The organism is Ruegeria sp. YKSD179 (genome assembly GCF_059612885.1).
The window spans coordinates 16,453-32,778 of sequence record NZ_JBXWRL010000060.1; the positions used below are offsets into that span (position 1 = coordinate 16,453).

The 16,326-nt window shown below is 53.5% G+C and carries 14 protein-coding genes; 3 read left to right on the plus strand and 11 right to left on the minus strand.

Annotated features, from left to right (window positions below):
- Nucleotides 1-11 precede the first annotated feature (11 nt).
- The 6 genes from AC2FNE_RS21185 to AC2FNE_RS21210 are packed head-to-tail and all read right to left on the minus strand — an operon-like array spanning nucleotide 12 to nucleotide 7,393.
- Nucleotides 12-1,175: a M20 aminoacylase family protein gene (locus AC2FNE_RS21185; RefSeq protein WP_496806211.1), complete on the minus strand. Its 1,164-nt coding sequence runs from the start codon at nucleotides 1,173-1,175 to the stop codon at nucleotides 12-14.
- A gap of 19 nt (nucleotides 1,176-1,194) precedes the next feature.
- Nucleotides 1,195-2,358, minus strand: coding sequence for a M20 aminoacylase family protein (locus AC2FNE_RS21190; RefSeq protein ID WP_496806212.1), 1,164 nt, complete (start codon nucleotides 2,356-2,358; stop codon nucleotides 1,195-1,197).
- 19 nt (nucleotides 2,359-2,377) lie between these two features.
- Nucleotides 2,378-3,544: a M20 aminoacylase family protein gene (locus AC2FNE_RS21195; RefSeq protein ID WP_170608031.1), complete on the minus strand. Its 1,167-nt coding sequence runs from the start codon at nucleotides 3,542-3,544 to the stop codon at nucleotides 2,378-2,380.
- Between the two features lie 34 nt (nucleotides 3,545-3,578).
- Nucleotides 3,579-4,748 carry an acetylornithine deacetylase gene (gene argE / locus AC2FNE_RS21200; protein WP_170608032.1) on the minus strand — a complete coding sequence of 390 codons (1,170 nt, stop codon included), beginning with the start codon at nucleotides 4,746-4,748 and terminating at the stop codon, nucleotides 3,579-3,581.
- 8 nt (nucleotides 4,749-4,756) lie between these two features.
- Nucleotides 4,757-5,566, minus strand: coding sequence for a glycosyl transferase (locus tag AC2FNE_RS21205; protein ID WP_170608034.1), 810 nt, complete (start codon nucleotides 5,564-5,566; stop codon nucleotides 4,757-4,759).
- 6 nt (nucleotides 5,567-5,572) lie between these two features.
- Nucleotides 5,573-7,393, minus strand: coding sequence for an ABC transporter ATP-binding protein (locus AC2FNE_RS21210; RefSeq protein WP_170478911.1), 1,821 nt, complete (start codon nucleotides 7,391-7,393; stop codon nucleotides 5,573-5,575).
- 283 nt (nucleotides 7,394-7,676) lie between these two features.
- Between AC2FNE_RS21210 and AC2FNE_RS21215 the strand changes: the two genes are divergently transcribed.
- From AC2FNE_RS21215 to AC2FNE_RS21225, 3 genes are all read left to right on the plus strand, one after another.
- The gene (locus AC2FNE_RS21215; RefSeq protein WP_496806213.1) at nucleotides 7,677-9,383 is read left to right on the plus strand and encodes a peptide ABC transporter substrate-binding protein; all 1,707 of its coding nucleotides are present in this window, start codon (nucleotides 7,677-7,679) and stop codon (nucleotides 9,381-9,383) included.
- Between the two features lie 94 nt (nucleotides 9,384-9,477).
- On the plus strand, nucleotides 9,478-10,485 hold the full coding sequence (locus tag AC2FNE_RS21220) for an ABC transporter permease (protein WP_170478907.1): 1,008 nt from the start codon (nucleotides 9,478-9,480) through the stop codon (nucleotides 10,483-10,485).
- Nucleotides 10,478-11,458, plus strand: a complete 981-nt coding sequence (locus AC2FNE_RS21225) for an ABC transporter permease (protein WP_170478905.1) — start codon at nucleotides 10,478-10,480, stop codon at nucleotides 11,456-11,458. The genes AC2FNE_RS21220 and AC2FNE_RS21225 overlap by 8 nt, the downstream gene beginning before the upstream one ends.
- A gap of 3 nt (nucleotides 11,459-11,461) precedes the next feature.
- Here the strand turns inward: AC2FNE_RS21225 and AC2FNE_RS21230 are convergent, their stop codons facing one another.
- From AC2FNE_RS21230 to AC2FNE_RS21250, 5 genes are all read right to left on the minus strand, one after another.
- Nucleotides 11,462-12,700 carry an MFS transporter gene (locus tag AC2FNE_RS21230; protein ID WP_496806214.1) on the minus strand — a complete coding sequence of 413 codons (1,239 nt, stop codon included), beginning with the start codon at nucleotides 12,698-12,700 and terminating at the stop codon, nucleotides 11,462-11,464.
- Nucleotides 12,666-13,943 carry a DUF3422 family protein gene (locus AC2FNE_RS21235; RefSeq protein ID WP_496806215.1) on the minus strand — a complete coding sequence of 426 codons (1,278 nt, stop codon included), beginning with the start codon at nucleotides 13,941-13,943 and terminating at the stop codon, nucleotides 12,666-12,668. Before AC2FNE_RS21235 ends, AC2FNE_RS21230 begins: the two co-directional genes overlap by 35 nt.
- Before the next feature lie 107 nt (nucleotides 13,944-14,050).
- Complete coding sequence (locus tag AC2FNE_RS21240) at nucleotides 14,051-14,407, minus strand: VOC family protein (protein WP_170608039.1); 357 nt, start codon at nucleotides 14,405-14,407, stop codon at nucleotides 14,051-14,053.
- A gap of 96 nt (nucleotides 14,408-14,503) precedes the next feature.
- A complete protein-coding gene (locus AC2FNE_RS21245) occupies nucleotides 14,504-15,958 on the minus strand; it encodes an NAD(P)(+) transhydrogenase (Re/Si-specific) subunit beta (RefSeq protein WP_496806216.1) in 1,455 nt (484 codons plus the stop codon).
- Between the two features lie 13 nt (nucleotides 15,959-15,971).
- On the minus strand, nucleotides 15,972-16,326 hold a 355-nt coding region (locus AC2FNE_RS21250), incomplete at its 5' end, for a proton-translocating transhydrogenase family protein (protein ID WP_496806217.1).

The following is a 16,326-nucleotide window of genomic DNA, read 5'->3' on the forward strand; positions in this document are numbered from 1 at the left end:
CTCCAGATATCTTAAGCTGCAGGCATCCTCTGTTCAACAATCTCGGCCCACCAACTGCATCCTGCAGGTATGGCCTCGTCGTTAAAATTATACTCCGGATGGTGCACTATCGCCGTGTCGCCATTTCCAACCAGGATATAGGCGCCCGGTCGCTCTTCGAGCATAAAGGCAAAGTCTTCGCCACCCATAACAAGCGGTGCTTCTTCGCAAGCGCCCGAAACCGAGCGAGCCACCTCAGCAGCGAATTCTGTTTGCTCGTCACTGTTCACCATAACGGGGTAACCGCGAATGTAGGTAACGTTGGCCTTGCCACCGAAAGTCGCAGCAACGCCATTGCAGATTTCGTTGATACGCTGCTCCGCCAGGTCTCGCATTTCTTTGCTCATGGTGCGTACGGTTCCTTTGATCTGAACCGTCTGCGGGATCACGTTGAACGCTTTGGACGAGGTTTCAAAAGAGGTTACCGACACCACAACCTGATCAATCGGATCGGCATTTCGCGATGCTATTGTCTGCAGAGCAAGCACAGCCTGTGCAGTCATCACAGTGGTGTCTATCGTCTCTTGCGGTTTGGCCGCGTGGCCGCCGCGACCCTCAAAAGTGATGTCAAACTGATCGGTCGCAGCAAAGAATGATCCGGGCCTGATCGAAAAACTGCCAGTTGGTTTGCCTGGCCAGTTGTGCATGCCATAGACCTCTTGAATGTTCCAACGGTCCATCATTCCGTCTTCACACATCTCTCGGCCGCCTCCGCCACCTTCTTCGGCGGGTTGGAAGATGACCACAACCGTACCGTCAAAGTTACGAGTTTCAGAAAGGTATTTCGCAGCCCCCAACAACATGGCCGTGTGTCCATCGTGGCCGCAGGCATGCATTGCCCCATCAGTTTTTGAAGCATAGTCCAGACCAGTCGCTTCGTGGATCGGCAGCGCGTCCATGTCAGCGCGCAGTCCAATGACTTTGCCTTTAGTGTCTGCTTTGCCTTTGATGACCCCTACAACACCTGTTCGGCCGATACCGGTCACAACTTCATCGCATCCGAAATCTTTCAACTTATCCGCGACCAGCGCGCTGGTACGGTGCGTTTCGAACAAAATTTCCGGATTTTCATGAATATCGCGTCGCCACGCGGTAATTTCATCTTGCAGTTCAGCAAAACGGTTCTTGACTGGCATTTTTTTCTCCTGCGATTTTTCAAGCGGCCGGCATGCGGCGTTCGACCATTTCAGCAAACCAAGAGCATCCTATCGGGATGATCTCGTCGTTAAAGTTGTATTCGGGGTGGTGCAGCCCGGCGCTATCGCCATTGCCCAAAACGATAAAAGCTCCGGGCCTCTCCTCGAGCATGAAAGAAAAGTCCTCGCCGCCCATGACCATCGGTGCCTCACCACAGCTGCCGCCAACCGAGATCGCGGCCTGAGCAGCATAACCTGTCTGTTCTTCCGCATTTATTGTGACTGGAACACCGTGTGTGTAGGTCGCTTTGGCGGACCCTCCAAAAGTCTTCGCGACGGACTGAGCGACCTCGCCTAGACGTTTCTCGATCAGATCGCGCATTTCATTGGAATGAGTTCTAACAGTCCCCCCCACACGCGCAGATTGGGGGATGACATTGAATGCATTTGAGGACGTTTCGACCGATGTCACCGACACAACTGCCTGTAAAGTCGGATCCACGTTTCGCGACACAATAGTCTGCAACGCTACAATCAGTTGGGAGAGCATAACCGTTGTATCAATGGTTTCATTCGGTTCTGCGGCATGTCCGCCCTGCCCTTCCAAATTGATTTCGAACTCATCTGCAGCAGCCAGCAATGGGCCGGATCGAATGGCGAATTGCCCCACCGGTAGCCCTGGTACGTTGTGCATGGCATAAACTTCCTGAATCCCAAAGCGGTCCATCAGACCGTCTTGGCACATAGCCTCAGCACCTTTGCCGCCTTCTTCGGCGGGTTGGAAAATAACAACTGCGGTGCCATCGAAGTTCCGCGTCTCAGACAGATATTTCGCCGCGCCCAAAACCATTGCCGTGTGGCCGTCGTGACCGCAGGCGTGCATCGCGCCGTCGACTTTCGATGCGTATTCCAAACCAGTTTGTTCCTGCATCGGCAAAGCATCCATGTCGGCGCGCAACCCAATAACAGAACCTTTTGTGTCAGTCTTGCCTTTGATGACACCCACCACTCCGGTTCGACCAATTCCGGTCACAACTTCATCGCAGCCAAACTCTTTCAGCCTCTCAGCGACCAATCCGCTGGTGCGATGAGTTTCATAAAGAATTTCAGGGTTTTGGTGGAAATCCTGTCGCCAACCAGTGATTTCCTGATGCATTTCGGTAAGGCGGTTTTTGATCGGCATTTGGGTCCTCAACTGTTGTTCAAACGACTGGCATTCGTCGTTCCACCAGTTCAGCAAACCAGCTGCAACCGGCGGGAATAGCGCCATCGTCGAAATTGTATTTTGGGTGGTGACACATTGCTGTGTCTCCATTTCCGATAAAGATGTAGGCTCCGGGCCTTTCTTCAAGCATGTAGGCAAAATCTTCTGACGGCATGATCGGCTCCGCATTGTCGTTTACTTTGCCTGCAACTGCCATAGCTGCTTCCGCTGCGTAAGTCGTTTCAGCCTCAGAATTCACGGTTACCGGATAACCCGGCGTCCACGTTACCTTAGCTGCGGCGCCGAAAGCCGAAGCAGTGTCTTCCGCAATTCGGAACACGCGCTCTTTGGCAATCGCTCGATACTCGTGGTCCAACGTTCGCACTGTGCCCTGCAGTCGAACGCTATGCGCAATGATGTTTGAGGCGACGCTGTCGGTTTCAAACGTTCCGACCGTCAGTACAACCCGTTTGATCGGATCGACTGTGCGGGACACTACTGACTGAAGGGCCACTACGATATGCGATGCAACCAGAGTTGTGTCGATCGCCTCATGGGGCGCAGCCGCATGACCGCCTTTACCAGTAACCGTAATGTCAAACTCGTCGGAAGACGCCATCAGTGCGCCGGGCCGAATTGCAAACTCACCGACCGGAACGCCTGGCGCGTTGTGCATGCCATAAACCTCTTGAATTCCCCATCGATCCATCAAACCATCCTTGCACATGGCAAGACCGCCCGCACCGCCTTCTTCAGCGGGTTGAAAAATCAACACCACGGTACCATCGAAATTCCGTGTTTCCGCAAGATACTGGGCCGCCCCCAACAACATGGACGTGTGGCCATCGTGACCACAGGCGTGCATCTTTCCTGGCACGGTTGAGGCATAATCGAGCCCGGTCGCCTCTTCGATCGGCAACGCGTCCATGTCGGCACGCAGCCCAATAACGCGATCCTTTGTATCCATCCGGCCCTTTATAACCGCAACAACGCCAGTTTTTCCGATACCCGGAGTGATATCGTCCACGCCGAAGTCCTTGAGGCGTTCAACGACAAACGCGGCAGTCTCATGAACGTCGTAGGAAAGCTCGGGATGGGCATGCAGATGATGGCGCCACTCGGTTATCTGATCATGCATTTCAGCAAGCCGGTTTTTTACGGGCATCTGTAATCTCCCTCTACAACGATCCAAAAGCGGATCAAATTCTCAAACGGTCCACCAGCTTTTGCATAAACACGTGGCCCGCGTCGAATTGGTCGACCGTAATGAATTCATTTGGCTGATGCGCTTGTGCAATATCACCGGGACCGCAAATTACTGCCGAGTACCCCGCTTCCTGAAATTGCCCTGCTTCGGTTCCATAGCTGACAACATGGGTTGCGTTATCGCCGGTCAAAGCACGCACTAAAGTTTCCGCCTCGCCGCCGCCTTCGGGCACCAGCGCAGGCACGGAAAAACTGTTTGAAACTTCGATCCGAGCGTCAGGATGCACGGCTTGCATTCTAGTTTCTGCGAGACGTACCTGTTCCATGTAAGCGTCTTTCCACTGGCTGACCTTTTCACCCGGAACCACCCTGAAATCCATCATGAAACGGCAATCCTTGGCAGTGATGTTGTGCGCAGTTCCGCCCTCGATCATGCCAACATGACATGTTGTCCAAGGTGGGTTGAAGACTGCCGCCAAATCGCTGGGAGGAGCGGACATGTTTTCCGAATTTCGGTGGTTGGCCCAATCGATCAAGGGAGCCGCTGCCATGATCGCGTTTACGCCCGTATGCATGATCGAGCTGTGAACTTCGTACCCGATCAAGTGCGTATCGAAACCAAAGCCACCTTTGTGGCCGGTAACGGCCTGCATCATCGAAGGCTCGCCCACGATCACCGCCGAACCTTTGGGCAATACTTTTTGCATAGCCTCAATCATCGGAGGAGCCCCCGTGCAGCCGACCTCTTCATCGAAGCTCAACGCCAATTGGAGCGGTCGCGAAACTCCCAAATGTTGCGCCTCGACAAGTGCCCAAATGGCGAGTGCGTCAAACCCCTTCATATCACAAGTTCCGCGCCCAAAGTACTTACCGTCGCGTTCCGTAACCACAAATGGATCGGTATCCCAAGGCTGTCCATCGATTGGAACAACGTCAGTATGCCCCGACAAAACCACGGCGCCTTCTTCATCAGGGCCTACATGCGCAAAGATCGCAGCCTTATGCGGCTGCTCTGGATCCGGCCAGATATGTGGTTCGATACCATTTGATTTCAGGTAATCCGCGACCCAGTTTACAAGAGGCAGATTGCTATCGCGGCTGACCGTTGGAAAAGACACAAGCCTGTCCAGCAGATCTTTGGGCGATAGTTTCATAGCACTCATACTCTTTTCTAAGCTACCCAATGCTCTTCGATCCATTTCGCTGGTTTGATGAAATGGCGCATATATCGTAAGCTGTTACTTTCCGTAGATTTTCGATCATGCCGAGCGGCCCAATAGGTGCGGATCGATCCGGCAGTGTGCCGTCGGGTCCATCGGCCCTCAATCGCGTTTTCAGGATCGTTGGCCCCGGCAAAGATTACGACCCTGGCTTTCTTCGGCCGCCTTGGAGTCATCACGAGGTTCAGTGGAAAGGCCCATACGCAATCATGGCTGAACTGTTGCACGGCCCATCGTGGAAAGAACTTGACGCCACCTGGCGCATTTTGCGTCACATAGCGTTGCTCGAATCGAAACTTCTCGGCGATTTTCTGAGGATCCTTTCGAAATGCCTGCTGCATTGGCGCAAGCTTCCCAACTGGAAACCGAAAAAGCGAAGTTTGGCCCAAACGCTCAAACGGAGTCGTCGGATTTCTGGACATCACAACATCGTCTTCGTCGCCAATTTCGAAAAAGATGTCCAACGATCCGGTAATAACGATGTCGAGGTCGAGAAACAATACAGGTCCACTCAATGAGCCGAGGTTCTTGCCCCACAAACGGGATTTTGGCCATTTTCCAATGACGCCAACCGGCATATCGTAATCAACCTCTGGCAAGTCTTCGCACAAGACTTCGGATCGCACTCCTTCCCGGGAATCTGTGAAGCAAGTAAAGCTGAAAGGAGGTGTTATATTGCGCGCCACCATCCCATACAGCCGATTGATATAATTCGGACCGTATTTGGTGCCCCAATTGATACAAATTATTTGCTTCTTCATGGTGCCCTAGTAACCGCTATCGGTTTCCAGCACAAAGTGTCCAGGTTCAACCTCGCGATATTTCGACGGCTCGGGCGTGTGACCGATGGGGTGTATTGGCGACGGTATTGGCTTAAAGTTCAAATCTTTCTCAGATTTGCGCTTGTTCGGATCGGCGATAGGAACGGCTTTCATCAGCGCCTGAGTATAGGCGTGCTGCGGATTTTCGAAGACACGCGCACGAGGCCCTAGCTCGACGATCCTGCCAAGATACATGACACCGACCTGATGGCTGACCCGTTCAACCACAGCCATATCATGGCTGATGAACAGATAGCTGAGGCCAAGTTCGGATTGTAGCTCCATCATCAGGTTCAACACCTGAGCCTGAACCGATACATCCAACGCGGACACAGCCTCATCGGCTACAATCAACTTGGGATTAAGGGCTAAAGCGCGGGCAATGGCGATACGCTGTCGCTGACCGCCTGACATCTCGTGCGGAAAACGGCGCATAAAACTGCGCGGCAGTTGTACTTTGTCGAATAATTCGGCAACCCGATCCTGTAATTCAGACCCAGATGCAACACCATAGTTGCGCATAGGCTCGGCAACTTGGTCGACCAACTGCATCTGCGGGTTCAGTGACGCAAATGGATCCTGGAATATCATCTGCATGTCCAGACGTGCCTTGCGCAGACCTCTATGATCCAACTTCATGATGTCGACACCATCCAATTCGACCTCGCCTGACATCGGTTCAACCAATCGCAGGATCGACCGGCCAGCCGAAGATTTGCCGCAACCGGACTCTCCAACAAGGCTAAGTGTTTGTCCCCTGTTCAGAGTAAATGACACGTCCTCGACCGCATGCACGTTCGAAATCGTGCGTCGTAAAAGACCACCTTTGACTGGAAAGCGCGTTGTTAGATTTCTAACGGTCAGCAAGACATCCTCAGTGCCGGGTATTGGAGCGATTTTCTGCCCCTCGACGCCAAGAAGTTTCATCGGTTCCGGCGCAGCTTTGCCTTGCATTTCGCCAAGCTTGGGCACGGCGGCCAACAAAGCTTTGGTGTAATCATGCTGCGGGTTTTCGAAGATTTCTTTTACCGGTCCTTCTTCAACTTTGTTGCCGCGGAACATAACGACGACCCGGTCCGCCATCTGGGCAACAACCGCCATGTCGTGGGTAATAAACATTACTGCAGTGCCGGTTTCGCGCTTCAACCTGTCCATCAGCGCAAGAATCTCAGCCTGAATGGTTACATCCAAGGCCGTAGTCGGCTCGTCTGCGATCAGAAGGCGCGGCTCACATGCCATGGCCATGGCAATTACGACGCGCTGGCGCATTCCGCCTGATAACTCATGGGGATATTGTTTGAGCCGACGCTCTGGTTCAGGAATGCGAACCTGGCGAAGCAACTCCAACGCGCGATCTTCGGCCTGCGATTTCGACAGATTCTTGTGAATGCGCAAGCCTTCGGTCAATTGTCGACCTACAGTGAAAACCGGGTTCAGGGCCGTCATCGGTTCCTGAAAGATCATTCCAATCTCGTTGCCACGAATCTGTTTCATCAGATCCTGGTCAGCTTTGGACAGATCCATTTCCTCTCCGTCACGGCGATCAAACAGCAATTCACCGCCTGCAATCTCGCCACCACCGAACTCCACAAGCCGCATCAAGGACAGCGAAGATACTGATTTGCCGGATCCCGATTCGCCAACGATACAAACGGTTTCACCCGGTTTGACCTCGAATGAAACGTCTTCGACGCCAACCACGGGGCCGTCTTTGGTCTGGAACTCGACCCGAAGTTTTCTGATCTGTGCAATAGGCTGGTCCAGCACGTACCCGCTCCCCTAGGCAAGCTTTTTACTCGAATGCCCGACGCTAAGGCCGCAACGTAGGCAAAGTCAAACCCGTAGCTAATTTTCCCTACGGCAACACTTGCTTTTTTCCGAAACTCTGTTTCGATAACTCGCGTAACCGTTTGGGGAAAACAAGCCATCAAAGAAATGCGCGCTGATTTTGCGATTCATAATCAGCATCTTAACCCGATTACGGCAACGCCAAATCCGCAGGCTTTGCGGAGATAATCGAGACACGTAAGTGTCCAACATGGAGTGTATTATGAAGATCAAAACCCTTCTGCTTGGTGCGATTGCAAGCACGGCGATGGCCCCGATGGCCTTTGCCGAGCGCGGATCGGACGGCAATGTCAGCATTATTTATTGGCAGGCGCCATCGATCCTGAACCCGTTTCTTTCCGGCGGCACCAAGGATGTAGAATCGGCTTCTCTGGTAATCGAGCCGCTCGCTCGTTATGACCAAGATGGCAATATGGTGCCGTATCTGGCCGCAGAAATTCCTACCGTGGAAAACGGCGGTGTTAGCGAAGATCTGACCTCGATCACTTGGAAGATTGCGCCGGGAATCACTTGGTCTGATGGCACACCGTTTACCTCAGCGGACGTTAAATTCACGGCTGATTACTGCATGCATCCCGAAGGTGGCTGTGCTCAGGTAACCAAATTCGAAGGCGTAACCGCGGTCGAAGCTGTGGATGATCTGACCGTCAAAGTTACCTTCGACGCGCCGACCCCCTTCCCCTACGGCCCGTTCGTGGGCGGTGAAAGCCCCATCATTCAGGCGGCACAATTCGCCGATTGTCTTGGTGCAAAAGCGCCCGAATGCACTGACCAGAACTTTAACCCAATTGGCACTGGTCCGTTCGTGGTCACCGAGTTCAAACCAAACGACGTGATCACCTTTGCGGCAAACGACAATTATCGCGATCCGGCTAAACCCGCGTTTGCGAGCGTTACTTTCAAAGGTGGCGGCGATGCAACAGCAGCTGGTCGTGCGGTTATGGAAACCGGTGAGTTTGACTATGCATGGAACCTGCAGCTCGCCCCTGAAGTGATCGCGCAGATGCAAGAGGGCGGCAAAGGTACTCCGGTCGCTGGCTTCGGTCCATTGGTCGAGCGCATCATGCTGAACCAGACAAACCCCTCACCTGACCTGCCGGAAGGCGAGCGTTCGACAGCAGTGCATCCGCATCCGTTCCTATCGGACCCTGCTGTATATAAAGCCATGTCGCTTGCAATCGACCGGCCACTGCTCGTCGAGATTGGCTATGGCCAGGCTGGCAGGGTCACCTGTAACTGGGTTCCTGCTCCTGCGGCGTTCAATTCGGAGTCTATGACTTGCGATACGCCGGACATCGAAGGCGCCAAGAAACTGTTAGACGATGCAGGTATTGTTGACTCTGATGGCGATGGCGTTCGCGAAAAGGACGGCGTTCCTTTGAAGATCGTATATCAGACCTCTACCAATGCCGTCCGTCAGGACTTCCAGGCATTGATAAAAGAGTGGTGGAGCCAGATCGGTATCGAAACTGAGCTACGTAACATCAACGCGTCCGTCTTCTTTGGCGGTGACCCCGGTTCGCCTGATACATTCCAGAAGTTCTATGCTGACGTTGAGATGTATGCGAACACCTTTAACGGAACAGACCCGCAGTCCTATTTGGGCAACGGCCTGTGTGACAAGGCTCCTCGCCCTGATACACAATGGCAGGGTGAGAACATCAGCCGTTTCTGTAACGAAGAGTTCGACAAACTGCACGGCCAACTGGCCGAAACCGCTGGTCTGGAAGCCCGTGCTGAGATCGCGAAGCAGTTGAACGACATCATGGTTCAAAATGGCGGCATGATTCCGCTTGTGCATCGTGGTCGTCTTTCGGCGCACGCAAACACGCTGGGTGGCGTTGTCCTGAACGTTTGGGACAGTGAACTGTGGAACATTGCGGACTGGTACCGCAAGACTGGTTCATAAGCGTTAATCTTGCGAAGCCGCGCCCCGACTCATATCGGGGCGCGGTCATTTGCACACCACTCCAACAAGAAGACGCATATAAAGGCGCCTCTTAATGCTCAACTTTACAATCAGACGTTTGGTTCTTGCAGTTCCCACGCTGCTATTTATCAGTCTCGTCATTTTCCTGCTGCTGGAGCTTGCCCCCGGCGACCCGATGGCGCAGGTTCCACTTACTGTTCCACCCGAAGTTAAAGAGAAGATGCGCGAGGCGTTAGGTCTCGGCCAGCCGATGCATATTCGTTTCTGGAAATGGATCGTACAGTTCTTCTGGATAGAGCCACAGGTGCTGATTGACTCGATATTCGGCACAACGTTTTCCGAAGGCGATCTACGCGTGATTTCGTGGCAGACCCGTTCACCTGTTATGGACATCGTCGTTCAGCGTATCCCGCAAACCCTGTGGGTAGTCGGCACCGCTTACGTCGTTGCCATCCTGATAGCCCTGCCAATCGGCATCTATTCCGCATATCGCCAGTATTCCTGGTTCGACCAAATGGGTACATTTGTTTCCATGGTCGGATTTTCGGTTCCGCCGTTCTTTTCGGGCGTCCTAGTGATTGTTATCTTTTCCGTCCAACTTGGCTGGTTTCCGTCGATCTATGACACGACCCACGTTGTAAACGACTGGGACAGTTTCGTCGTTCAATTGAAGCAGATGATCATGCCGGTGATGGTGCTGGCACTTCAGATCACCGCTCAGCTCAGCAGATTCATGCGCGCTTCGATGCTGGACAACCTTAACCAAGATTACGTGCGCACAGCCCGTGCCAAGGGTTTGAGTGAATACACCGTTGTAATGGTTCACGTCCTGCGCAACTCGATGATACCTGTTGTAACTGTAATCGCACTTGGTATTCCCGCCATCTTTGGCGGTGCGATTATCACCGAACAGGTCTTCAAAGTGAATGGAATTGGTCAGTTGCTGATTGGGGCGATTCAGGCCAACGACTTGCCCATGGTGCAAACACTGACCTTCATCTTTGCAGTGCTAATCGTGTTGTTCAATCTGATCGCGGATGTGCTCTATGGCATCCTGGACCCGAGGATTCGCTATGACTGATCATGATCGTACCGATACGCTCGTCCCGGACGAAGGGCTTGCCCCAGCCTCGACCGCCCTTCCAACAACAGATGTAATGGAGGAGTTAACTACCCCACCGCGCAGCCAATGGCGCGATGTTTGGGACCAGTTCAAAACCCACAAAGGGGCGATGATCGGCGCAATCCTCTTTATTTTCATCGTCGCCGCTGTTTATCTGGGACCTTACCTTTGGACAATCGATCCCACACAGATCGACATCCGCGCGCGCAATCAGGGTCCAAGCCTGGCGCATCCTTTCGGAACGGATCAGCTGGGCCGCGATATCATGGCGCGCATGATGTCGGGTGGGCAAACGTCAGTTTCTGTGGGGATCACCGCAATGCTGCTGGCACTGTTTCTGGGCTCATTTATCGGTGTATTGGCAGGGTTCTTCAGACGCCTGGACGGACCTCTCATGCGTCTGACGGACCTTTTTCTTGCGTTACCTCTGCTGCCCCTGCTTCTGGTGATGATGTTGTTATTTCGCGAGCCCTTGTCCGCTGCTTTCGGGCTGGAACGTGGAATATTTATCCTAATAGTTTGTGCCATCGGCATAACCTCTTGGATGCCCACGGCTCGCATCGTGCGTGGTGACGTTTTGGCCATCAAAGAGCGCGAATTCGTCCTAGCCGCAAGATCCATCGGGACAAGCAATTCTCAGATTATCACACGGCACATCCTACCCAATGTATTGTCGCCTATTATGGTTTCAGCGACACTTGGCATTGCTACAGCGATCATCACCGAAAGCGCCCTGTCTTTCCTTGGCCTTGGGTTTCCACCAGATTTCCCAACATGGGGACGGCTGTTGTTCGACGGAGTTGACTATCTCCAGCAATACCCCGAGCGCGTTTTCTGGCCGGGACTGGCGATCTCACTTACAGTGCTGAGCGTAAATTATCTTGGGGACGGTCTGCGCGACGCCCTTGATCCACGCATTCGGGGACGCTGATAATTAGTCGGCGCGCCTTAGCGCGCCGGCGCACAAAATGATCAGAACTGCCAATGGGATCAGCACCGCGAATGCCAACCGCAGGGTCAAAAGCTCGGCCAAAAACCCGATCAATGGCGGCCCAATCAAAAGACCTCCGTATCCCAACGTCGCAACGCTTGCGATAGCTTGACCCGGGGGTAAATAAGGATCGTTGGCTGCGCGACTAAATGCCAAAGGCATGATCACTGCATAACCTACGCCCATCAATGCGAACCCAACCAGCGCCAACTCTGCACTAGAAGACGAAACTACGGCGGATACGCCGACAGCCGCGCTAAAGCCCCCGAATCTGGCAGATGCTACAGGGCCGAACCGAGCTATCAAAAAGCCACCGGCCAGTCGGAATGCCACCATGGTGACCGAGAATACCGCGTAACCCAATGTGGCCACGCTTTCGGTCGCTCCGGTAACATCACGCATAAATATCGCACCCCAGTCGGCAACGGCGCCCTCACCAAGCGCCCCGCATAGCGCAGCAACACCGACAAGCACCAACGCCCCGGATGGGAGGGCGAACACCCTACCGTCTGCCTGTTCAGATCTCTTGGATTCCCAATGCACCCAGGACATGGTTAGAGCAAATGCCACGACAATTCCTCCGGCGAAAAGAAAGTGCTGCAATACAGTTAGTTGTACTTGAACCGCGGCGTAGCCGCTAAGCGCCCCAAGTCCGGCCCCAAGGCTCCACATTGCGTGAAACGAAGACATTAGCGGCTTATCATAGGCTTGCTCTGTTTCTGCAGCCCAAGCGTTCATGGCTACATCCATTGATCCGTGAAAAGCGCCAAACACGAAAAGAAAAATTGCCAGCGCCCAGAAACTGTCGGCATAGGCAAGAAGAATCAAAGATAATGTGTAAAGGACGGCAATCACCCGAGTAATTGCAACCGCGCCGAACCGATCGGTCAGCCGTCCAGTGACGGGGAATGAACAAACTGCGCCAGCTGCCATGAAAAGCAGGCCATAACCCAATTCTTCATGGCTTAGGTTCAGATGATCGCGAACCGCCGGAATGCGTGAAGCCCAAATGCCGAACAATGCACCGTTCAATATGAACATGGCCGACACGGCGCGCCACGCAGTAAATACACTGATCAATTTTTTACCTCGCGTTACACGCCTGTCAAAAGTTATTGCAGCACATGTAAGGGTTGGTAAATGGGCTTTATTCCAGCCGACGGCGAATTCTACGAACCGCATACCAGACCACCAAAACAACCGGTACGGTTACCGCGGCGGTGAGCATCTCTTTACTGATCCCAGCCCGCGTCAGAGGGTACAGAAGGTAGCTTACGAGCGAAACCGCATAATAACTGATCGCCACAACCGATAGGCCTTCGACCGTATGCTGTAATCGCAAAGCCAGATCAGCACGCCTGTCCATGCTGGTCAGCAAGGCCTGGTTCTGGGCACTGCGTTCCACATCCACCCGCGTTCGCAATAATTCTCCTGCCCGGATCGCCCGGTCTGACAAGGTTTGCAGTCGCCGTTCCGTTGATTTTACAGTCCGGATCGCGGGTTCGTACCGACGCATCATAAAATCGGCAAAGCTCTGCCCGCCATAAAACCGATCCTCGCGCAGAACCTCGATCCGTTGATTGACTATGGCTTCATAGGCGCCCGTTGCGCCAAAGCGAAAAGCACACCGAGCCGAGACAGTTTCAAGTTCGGTCGAAGTTGACAAAAGCTGCGGCAACAATTTGTCTGGATGAATATCGTCATCCGTCATTTCAATCATCAGCTCGGTCAGCCGTTTATCCAACTCGCCTATGCGAGGCATCATCTGTTTGACCCTGGCAAAACCCAGCATCGACATCGCCTTGTAGGTTTCGATCTCGCACAATCGTTGAATGATGCGGCCTGTTCTGCGCTGACCAGCTTCGGGCGCGACGAACAGTGCGAACCGCATGTGTCCGGCTGGGTCGATGCGAAAATCGCTTGCGCAAATTGCAGAATTATCCAAAACGCACGCCACAGCTAGGCTTTCCGGTTCGAACCAGTCGCTCAGTTCGGCTTTGACCGTTTCGTCCTGCGGGCGCTCAACAACCCGGACCATGGCCGAAGTCACTCGTTGACCAGGGCTGGCGGCCAGCCAATCCGAAGGGAACACTTCGAAGTCTGCGGGATTGAAAGCGCGTTCGCTGACATTTTGGGTAATTGCAGTATATGTCACGAATTCTGTGTGTTGTTCCCATTTAAGCCAATGCCGCCCAATCTGGCCTGCATAATGGGTGGCGCCGGGCTTCGGGTGCGGTGCGCCGTGTCGGTCAAGTAAATCGCTCAGATGAGCCAGGTCTTCACCCTGATCCCTGGCTACGGCTTCAACGGGCTTTTTGATTGCCAAAAACACCACAGTGCACGGCGCTTGAGCCACGGGGAAAGGTCTTGCGTGCAACTCGTTGGCCAGCGCATAGCGCAAAGGATGGTCCTGGATCGGTGTCATGTGTTACTCCGTGGAACTTAGCAAACTATACGCATCCTTTTGAATTCATCAATTCTCTATTTATTTTCATATACTTACATGAATACCACGGCATACATACGGCTATCTCATTGATTTGGCTCCCAGAGCTCGATTGGATTGCCTTCAGGGTCATGGATACGCGCGAATTTTCCAACCTCGCTATTCCATTCGGCGCGGGTCTCAACTGCGATTCCTGCAGCTTTCAGTTGATCAATCATCGCCTTCAAATCATCGACGCGGAAATTGATCATCCATTGCTGGTCGGCGTTGCCAAAATACTCGGTATTCTCGGCGAATGGGGCAAAGACTGTGTATCCCTCGCGCTGTTTCCAAGGCTCGGGGTCGTAGTGATTTACGCCAAGATGTTCTTCGTACCAAGCGCTTAGTGCTTTTGGGTCGCGGGCCTTAAAGAAAATGCCTCCGATTCCGTTGACTGTTTGCATTGGTCACCTCCTGTTTCGCAAGGGTACTACGGACCCGCCAAAACAAAAAAAGGCGCCCTTGACGGGGCGCCTTTCGGGATTTGGCTGAGCCGACTATCAATCTACCATCGGCAACAGTTTATCGAGCGAGGCTTTGGCGTCACCGTAAAACATGCGGGTGTTCTCTTTGAAGAACAGCGGGTTCTCGATACCCGAATACCCCGTTCCCTGACCACGCTTCGACACGAACACCTGCGTGGCCTTCCAGCATTCAAGAACCGGCATCCCCGCGATGGGGCTGTTGGGATCTTCCTGAGCGGCAGGGTTCACGATGTCATTCGAGCCGATAACAATGGCCACATCAGTATCCGGGAAATCCTCGTTAATCTCGTCCATTTCCAGAACAATGTCATACGGTACCTTCGCCTCGGCCAGCAACACGTTCATGTGGCCCGGCAGGCGACCGGCAACGGGGTGGATAGCAAAACGCACCTCTTTGCCCTTTGCGCGCAGCTTGCGGACCAGCTCTGAAACCGACTGCTGTGCTTGCGCCACGGCCATGCCGTAACCGGGGATAATTATGATGCTGTCCGCATCGTTCAAGGCTGCAGCTACCCCATCAGCGTCAATGGCCACCTGTTCACCTTCTACTTCCATCTGAGCGCCTTGCGGACCGCCAAAACCACCAAGTATCACGCTGACAAAATGCCGATTCATCGCCTTACACATGATGTAGGACAGGATCGCACCTGACGAGCCAACAAGCGCACCAACCACGATCAGCAAGTCGTTGCCCAACGAGAATCCAATCGCCGCTGCCGCCCATCCCGAATACGAGTTCAGCATGGAAACCACGACTGGCATGTCGGCGCCACCAATACCCATAATCAAGTGATAACCGATGAACAGAGCTGCCAGTGTCATCAGAAACAGTGGGAAGAAGCCACCCGAGTTTGTGTACCAGATCAGGCATATGAACGACAATGCCGCAGCACCCGCGTTCAATGCATGGCCACCCGGTAGTTTTGTCGCAGCTGACGTCACTTTGCCCGCCAGCTTGCCGTAGGCCACAACCGAACCGGTGAAGGTAATTGCACCGATAAAAATGCCCAGGAACAGTTCAACGTGCAGGATCGCCAATTCCGCCGAGGTTTTCTTTGCAATTAACTTGGCAAATGCGCCCAGATCGGAAAGATCTGCTTCCTTCGCCGTATCCGCTATGGCCATAACTTGCGCTACGTTGCCGATCTCAAAATGCGCGTTAAAGCCAACGAATACCGCCGCCAGGCCAACTAGCGAGTGCATAGCGGCCACAAGCTGCGGCATCTCGGTCATTTGAACGCGCTGAGCGACGTATTGACCGATTAAACCACCGCCAACGATCAACAGTATCGACAGCAGCCACAGGCCGGACCCTGGGCCAACAAGCGTTGCGAATACAGCCAATGCCATGCCCACGATACCGTACCATACCGCGCGCTTGGCACTCTCCTGGTTCGAAAGACCACCCAGCGAAAGGATGAAAAGAACAGCCGCGACAACATAGGCGGCAGTGGTGAAACCAAATTCCATCTACCCGGCCTCCTTAAGATTTCTGGAACATGGCGAGCATGCGCCGGGTTACGAGGAAGCCACCGAAGATGTTGATCCCGGCCATGAATACCGAGAGTGCCGCCAGCAGAATAACCATAAATGATCCTGATCCAATCTGCATCAACGCCCCAACAATGATGATCGACGAGATGGCATTTGTAATCGCCATCAGTGGTGTGTGCAGGCTGTGTGAGACATTCCAGATCACCTGAAAGCCCACAAAAATGGCCAGCACGAAAACAATAAAATGCTGCATGAAGCTGGCCGGAGCGACCAACCCTACCAGCAGCATCAGCGCGCCACCCACGCCAAGCAGGGTAAACTGCTGCTTGGTCTGGGCCTTGAAG

What these genes read in the sequence shown, in the direction of transcription:
- AC2FNE_RS21185 (WP_496806211.1), bottom strand. Translation starts at nt 1,175, where the DNA reads ATGCCAGTCAAGAACCGTTTTGCTGAACTGCAAGATGAAATTACCGCG.
- AC2FNE_RS21190 (WP_496806212.1), bottom strand. Translation starts at nt 2,358, where the DNA reads ATGCCGATCAAAAACCGCCTTACCGAAATGCATCAGGAAATCACTGGT.
- AC2FNE_RS21195 (WP_170608031.1), bottom strand. Translation starts at nt 3,544, where the DNA reads ATGCCCGTAAAAAACCGGCTTGCTGAAATGCATGATCAGATAACCGAG.
- argE (WP_170608032.1), bottom strand. Translation starts at nt 4,748, where the DNA reads ATGAGTGCTATGAAACTATCGCCCAAAGATCTGCTGGACAGGCTTGTG.
- AC2FNE_RS21205 (WP_170608034.1), bottom strand. Translation starts at nt 5,566, where the DNA reads ATGAAGAAGCAAATAATTTGTATCAATTGGGGCACCAAATACGGTCCG.
- AC2FNE_RS21215 (WP_496806213.1), top strand. Translation starts at nt 7,677, where the DNA reads ATGAAGATCAAAACCCTTCTGCTTGGTGCGATTGCAAGCACGGCGATG.
- AC2FNE_RS21220 (WP_170478907.1), top strand. Translation starts at nt 9,478, where the DNA reads ATGCTCAACTTTACAATCAGACGTTTGGTTCTTGCAGTTCCCACGCTG.
- AC2FNE_RS21225 (WP_170478905.1), top strand. Translation starts at nt 10,478, where the DNA reads ATGACTGATCATGATCGTACCGATACGCTCGTCCCGGACGAAGGGCTT.
- AC2FNE_RS21230 (WP_496806214.1), bottom strand. Translation starts at nt 12,700, where the DNA reads ATGCGGTTCGTAGAATTCGCCGTCGGCTGGAATAAAGCCCATTTACCA.
- AC2FNE_RS21235 (WP_496806215.1), bottom strand. Translation starts at nt 13,943, where the DNA reads ATGACACCGATCCAGGACCATCCTTTGCGCTATGCGCTGGCCAACGAG.
- AC2FNE_RS21240 (WP_170608039.1), bottom strand. Translation starts at nt 14,407, where the DNA reads ATGCAAACAGTCAACGGAATCGGAGGCATTTTCTTTAAGGCCCGCGAC.
- AC2FNE_RS21245 (WP_496806216.1), bottom strand. Translation starts at nt 15,958, where the DNA reads ATGGAATTTGGTTTCACCACTGCCGCCTATGTTGTCGCGGCTGTTCTT.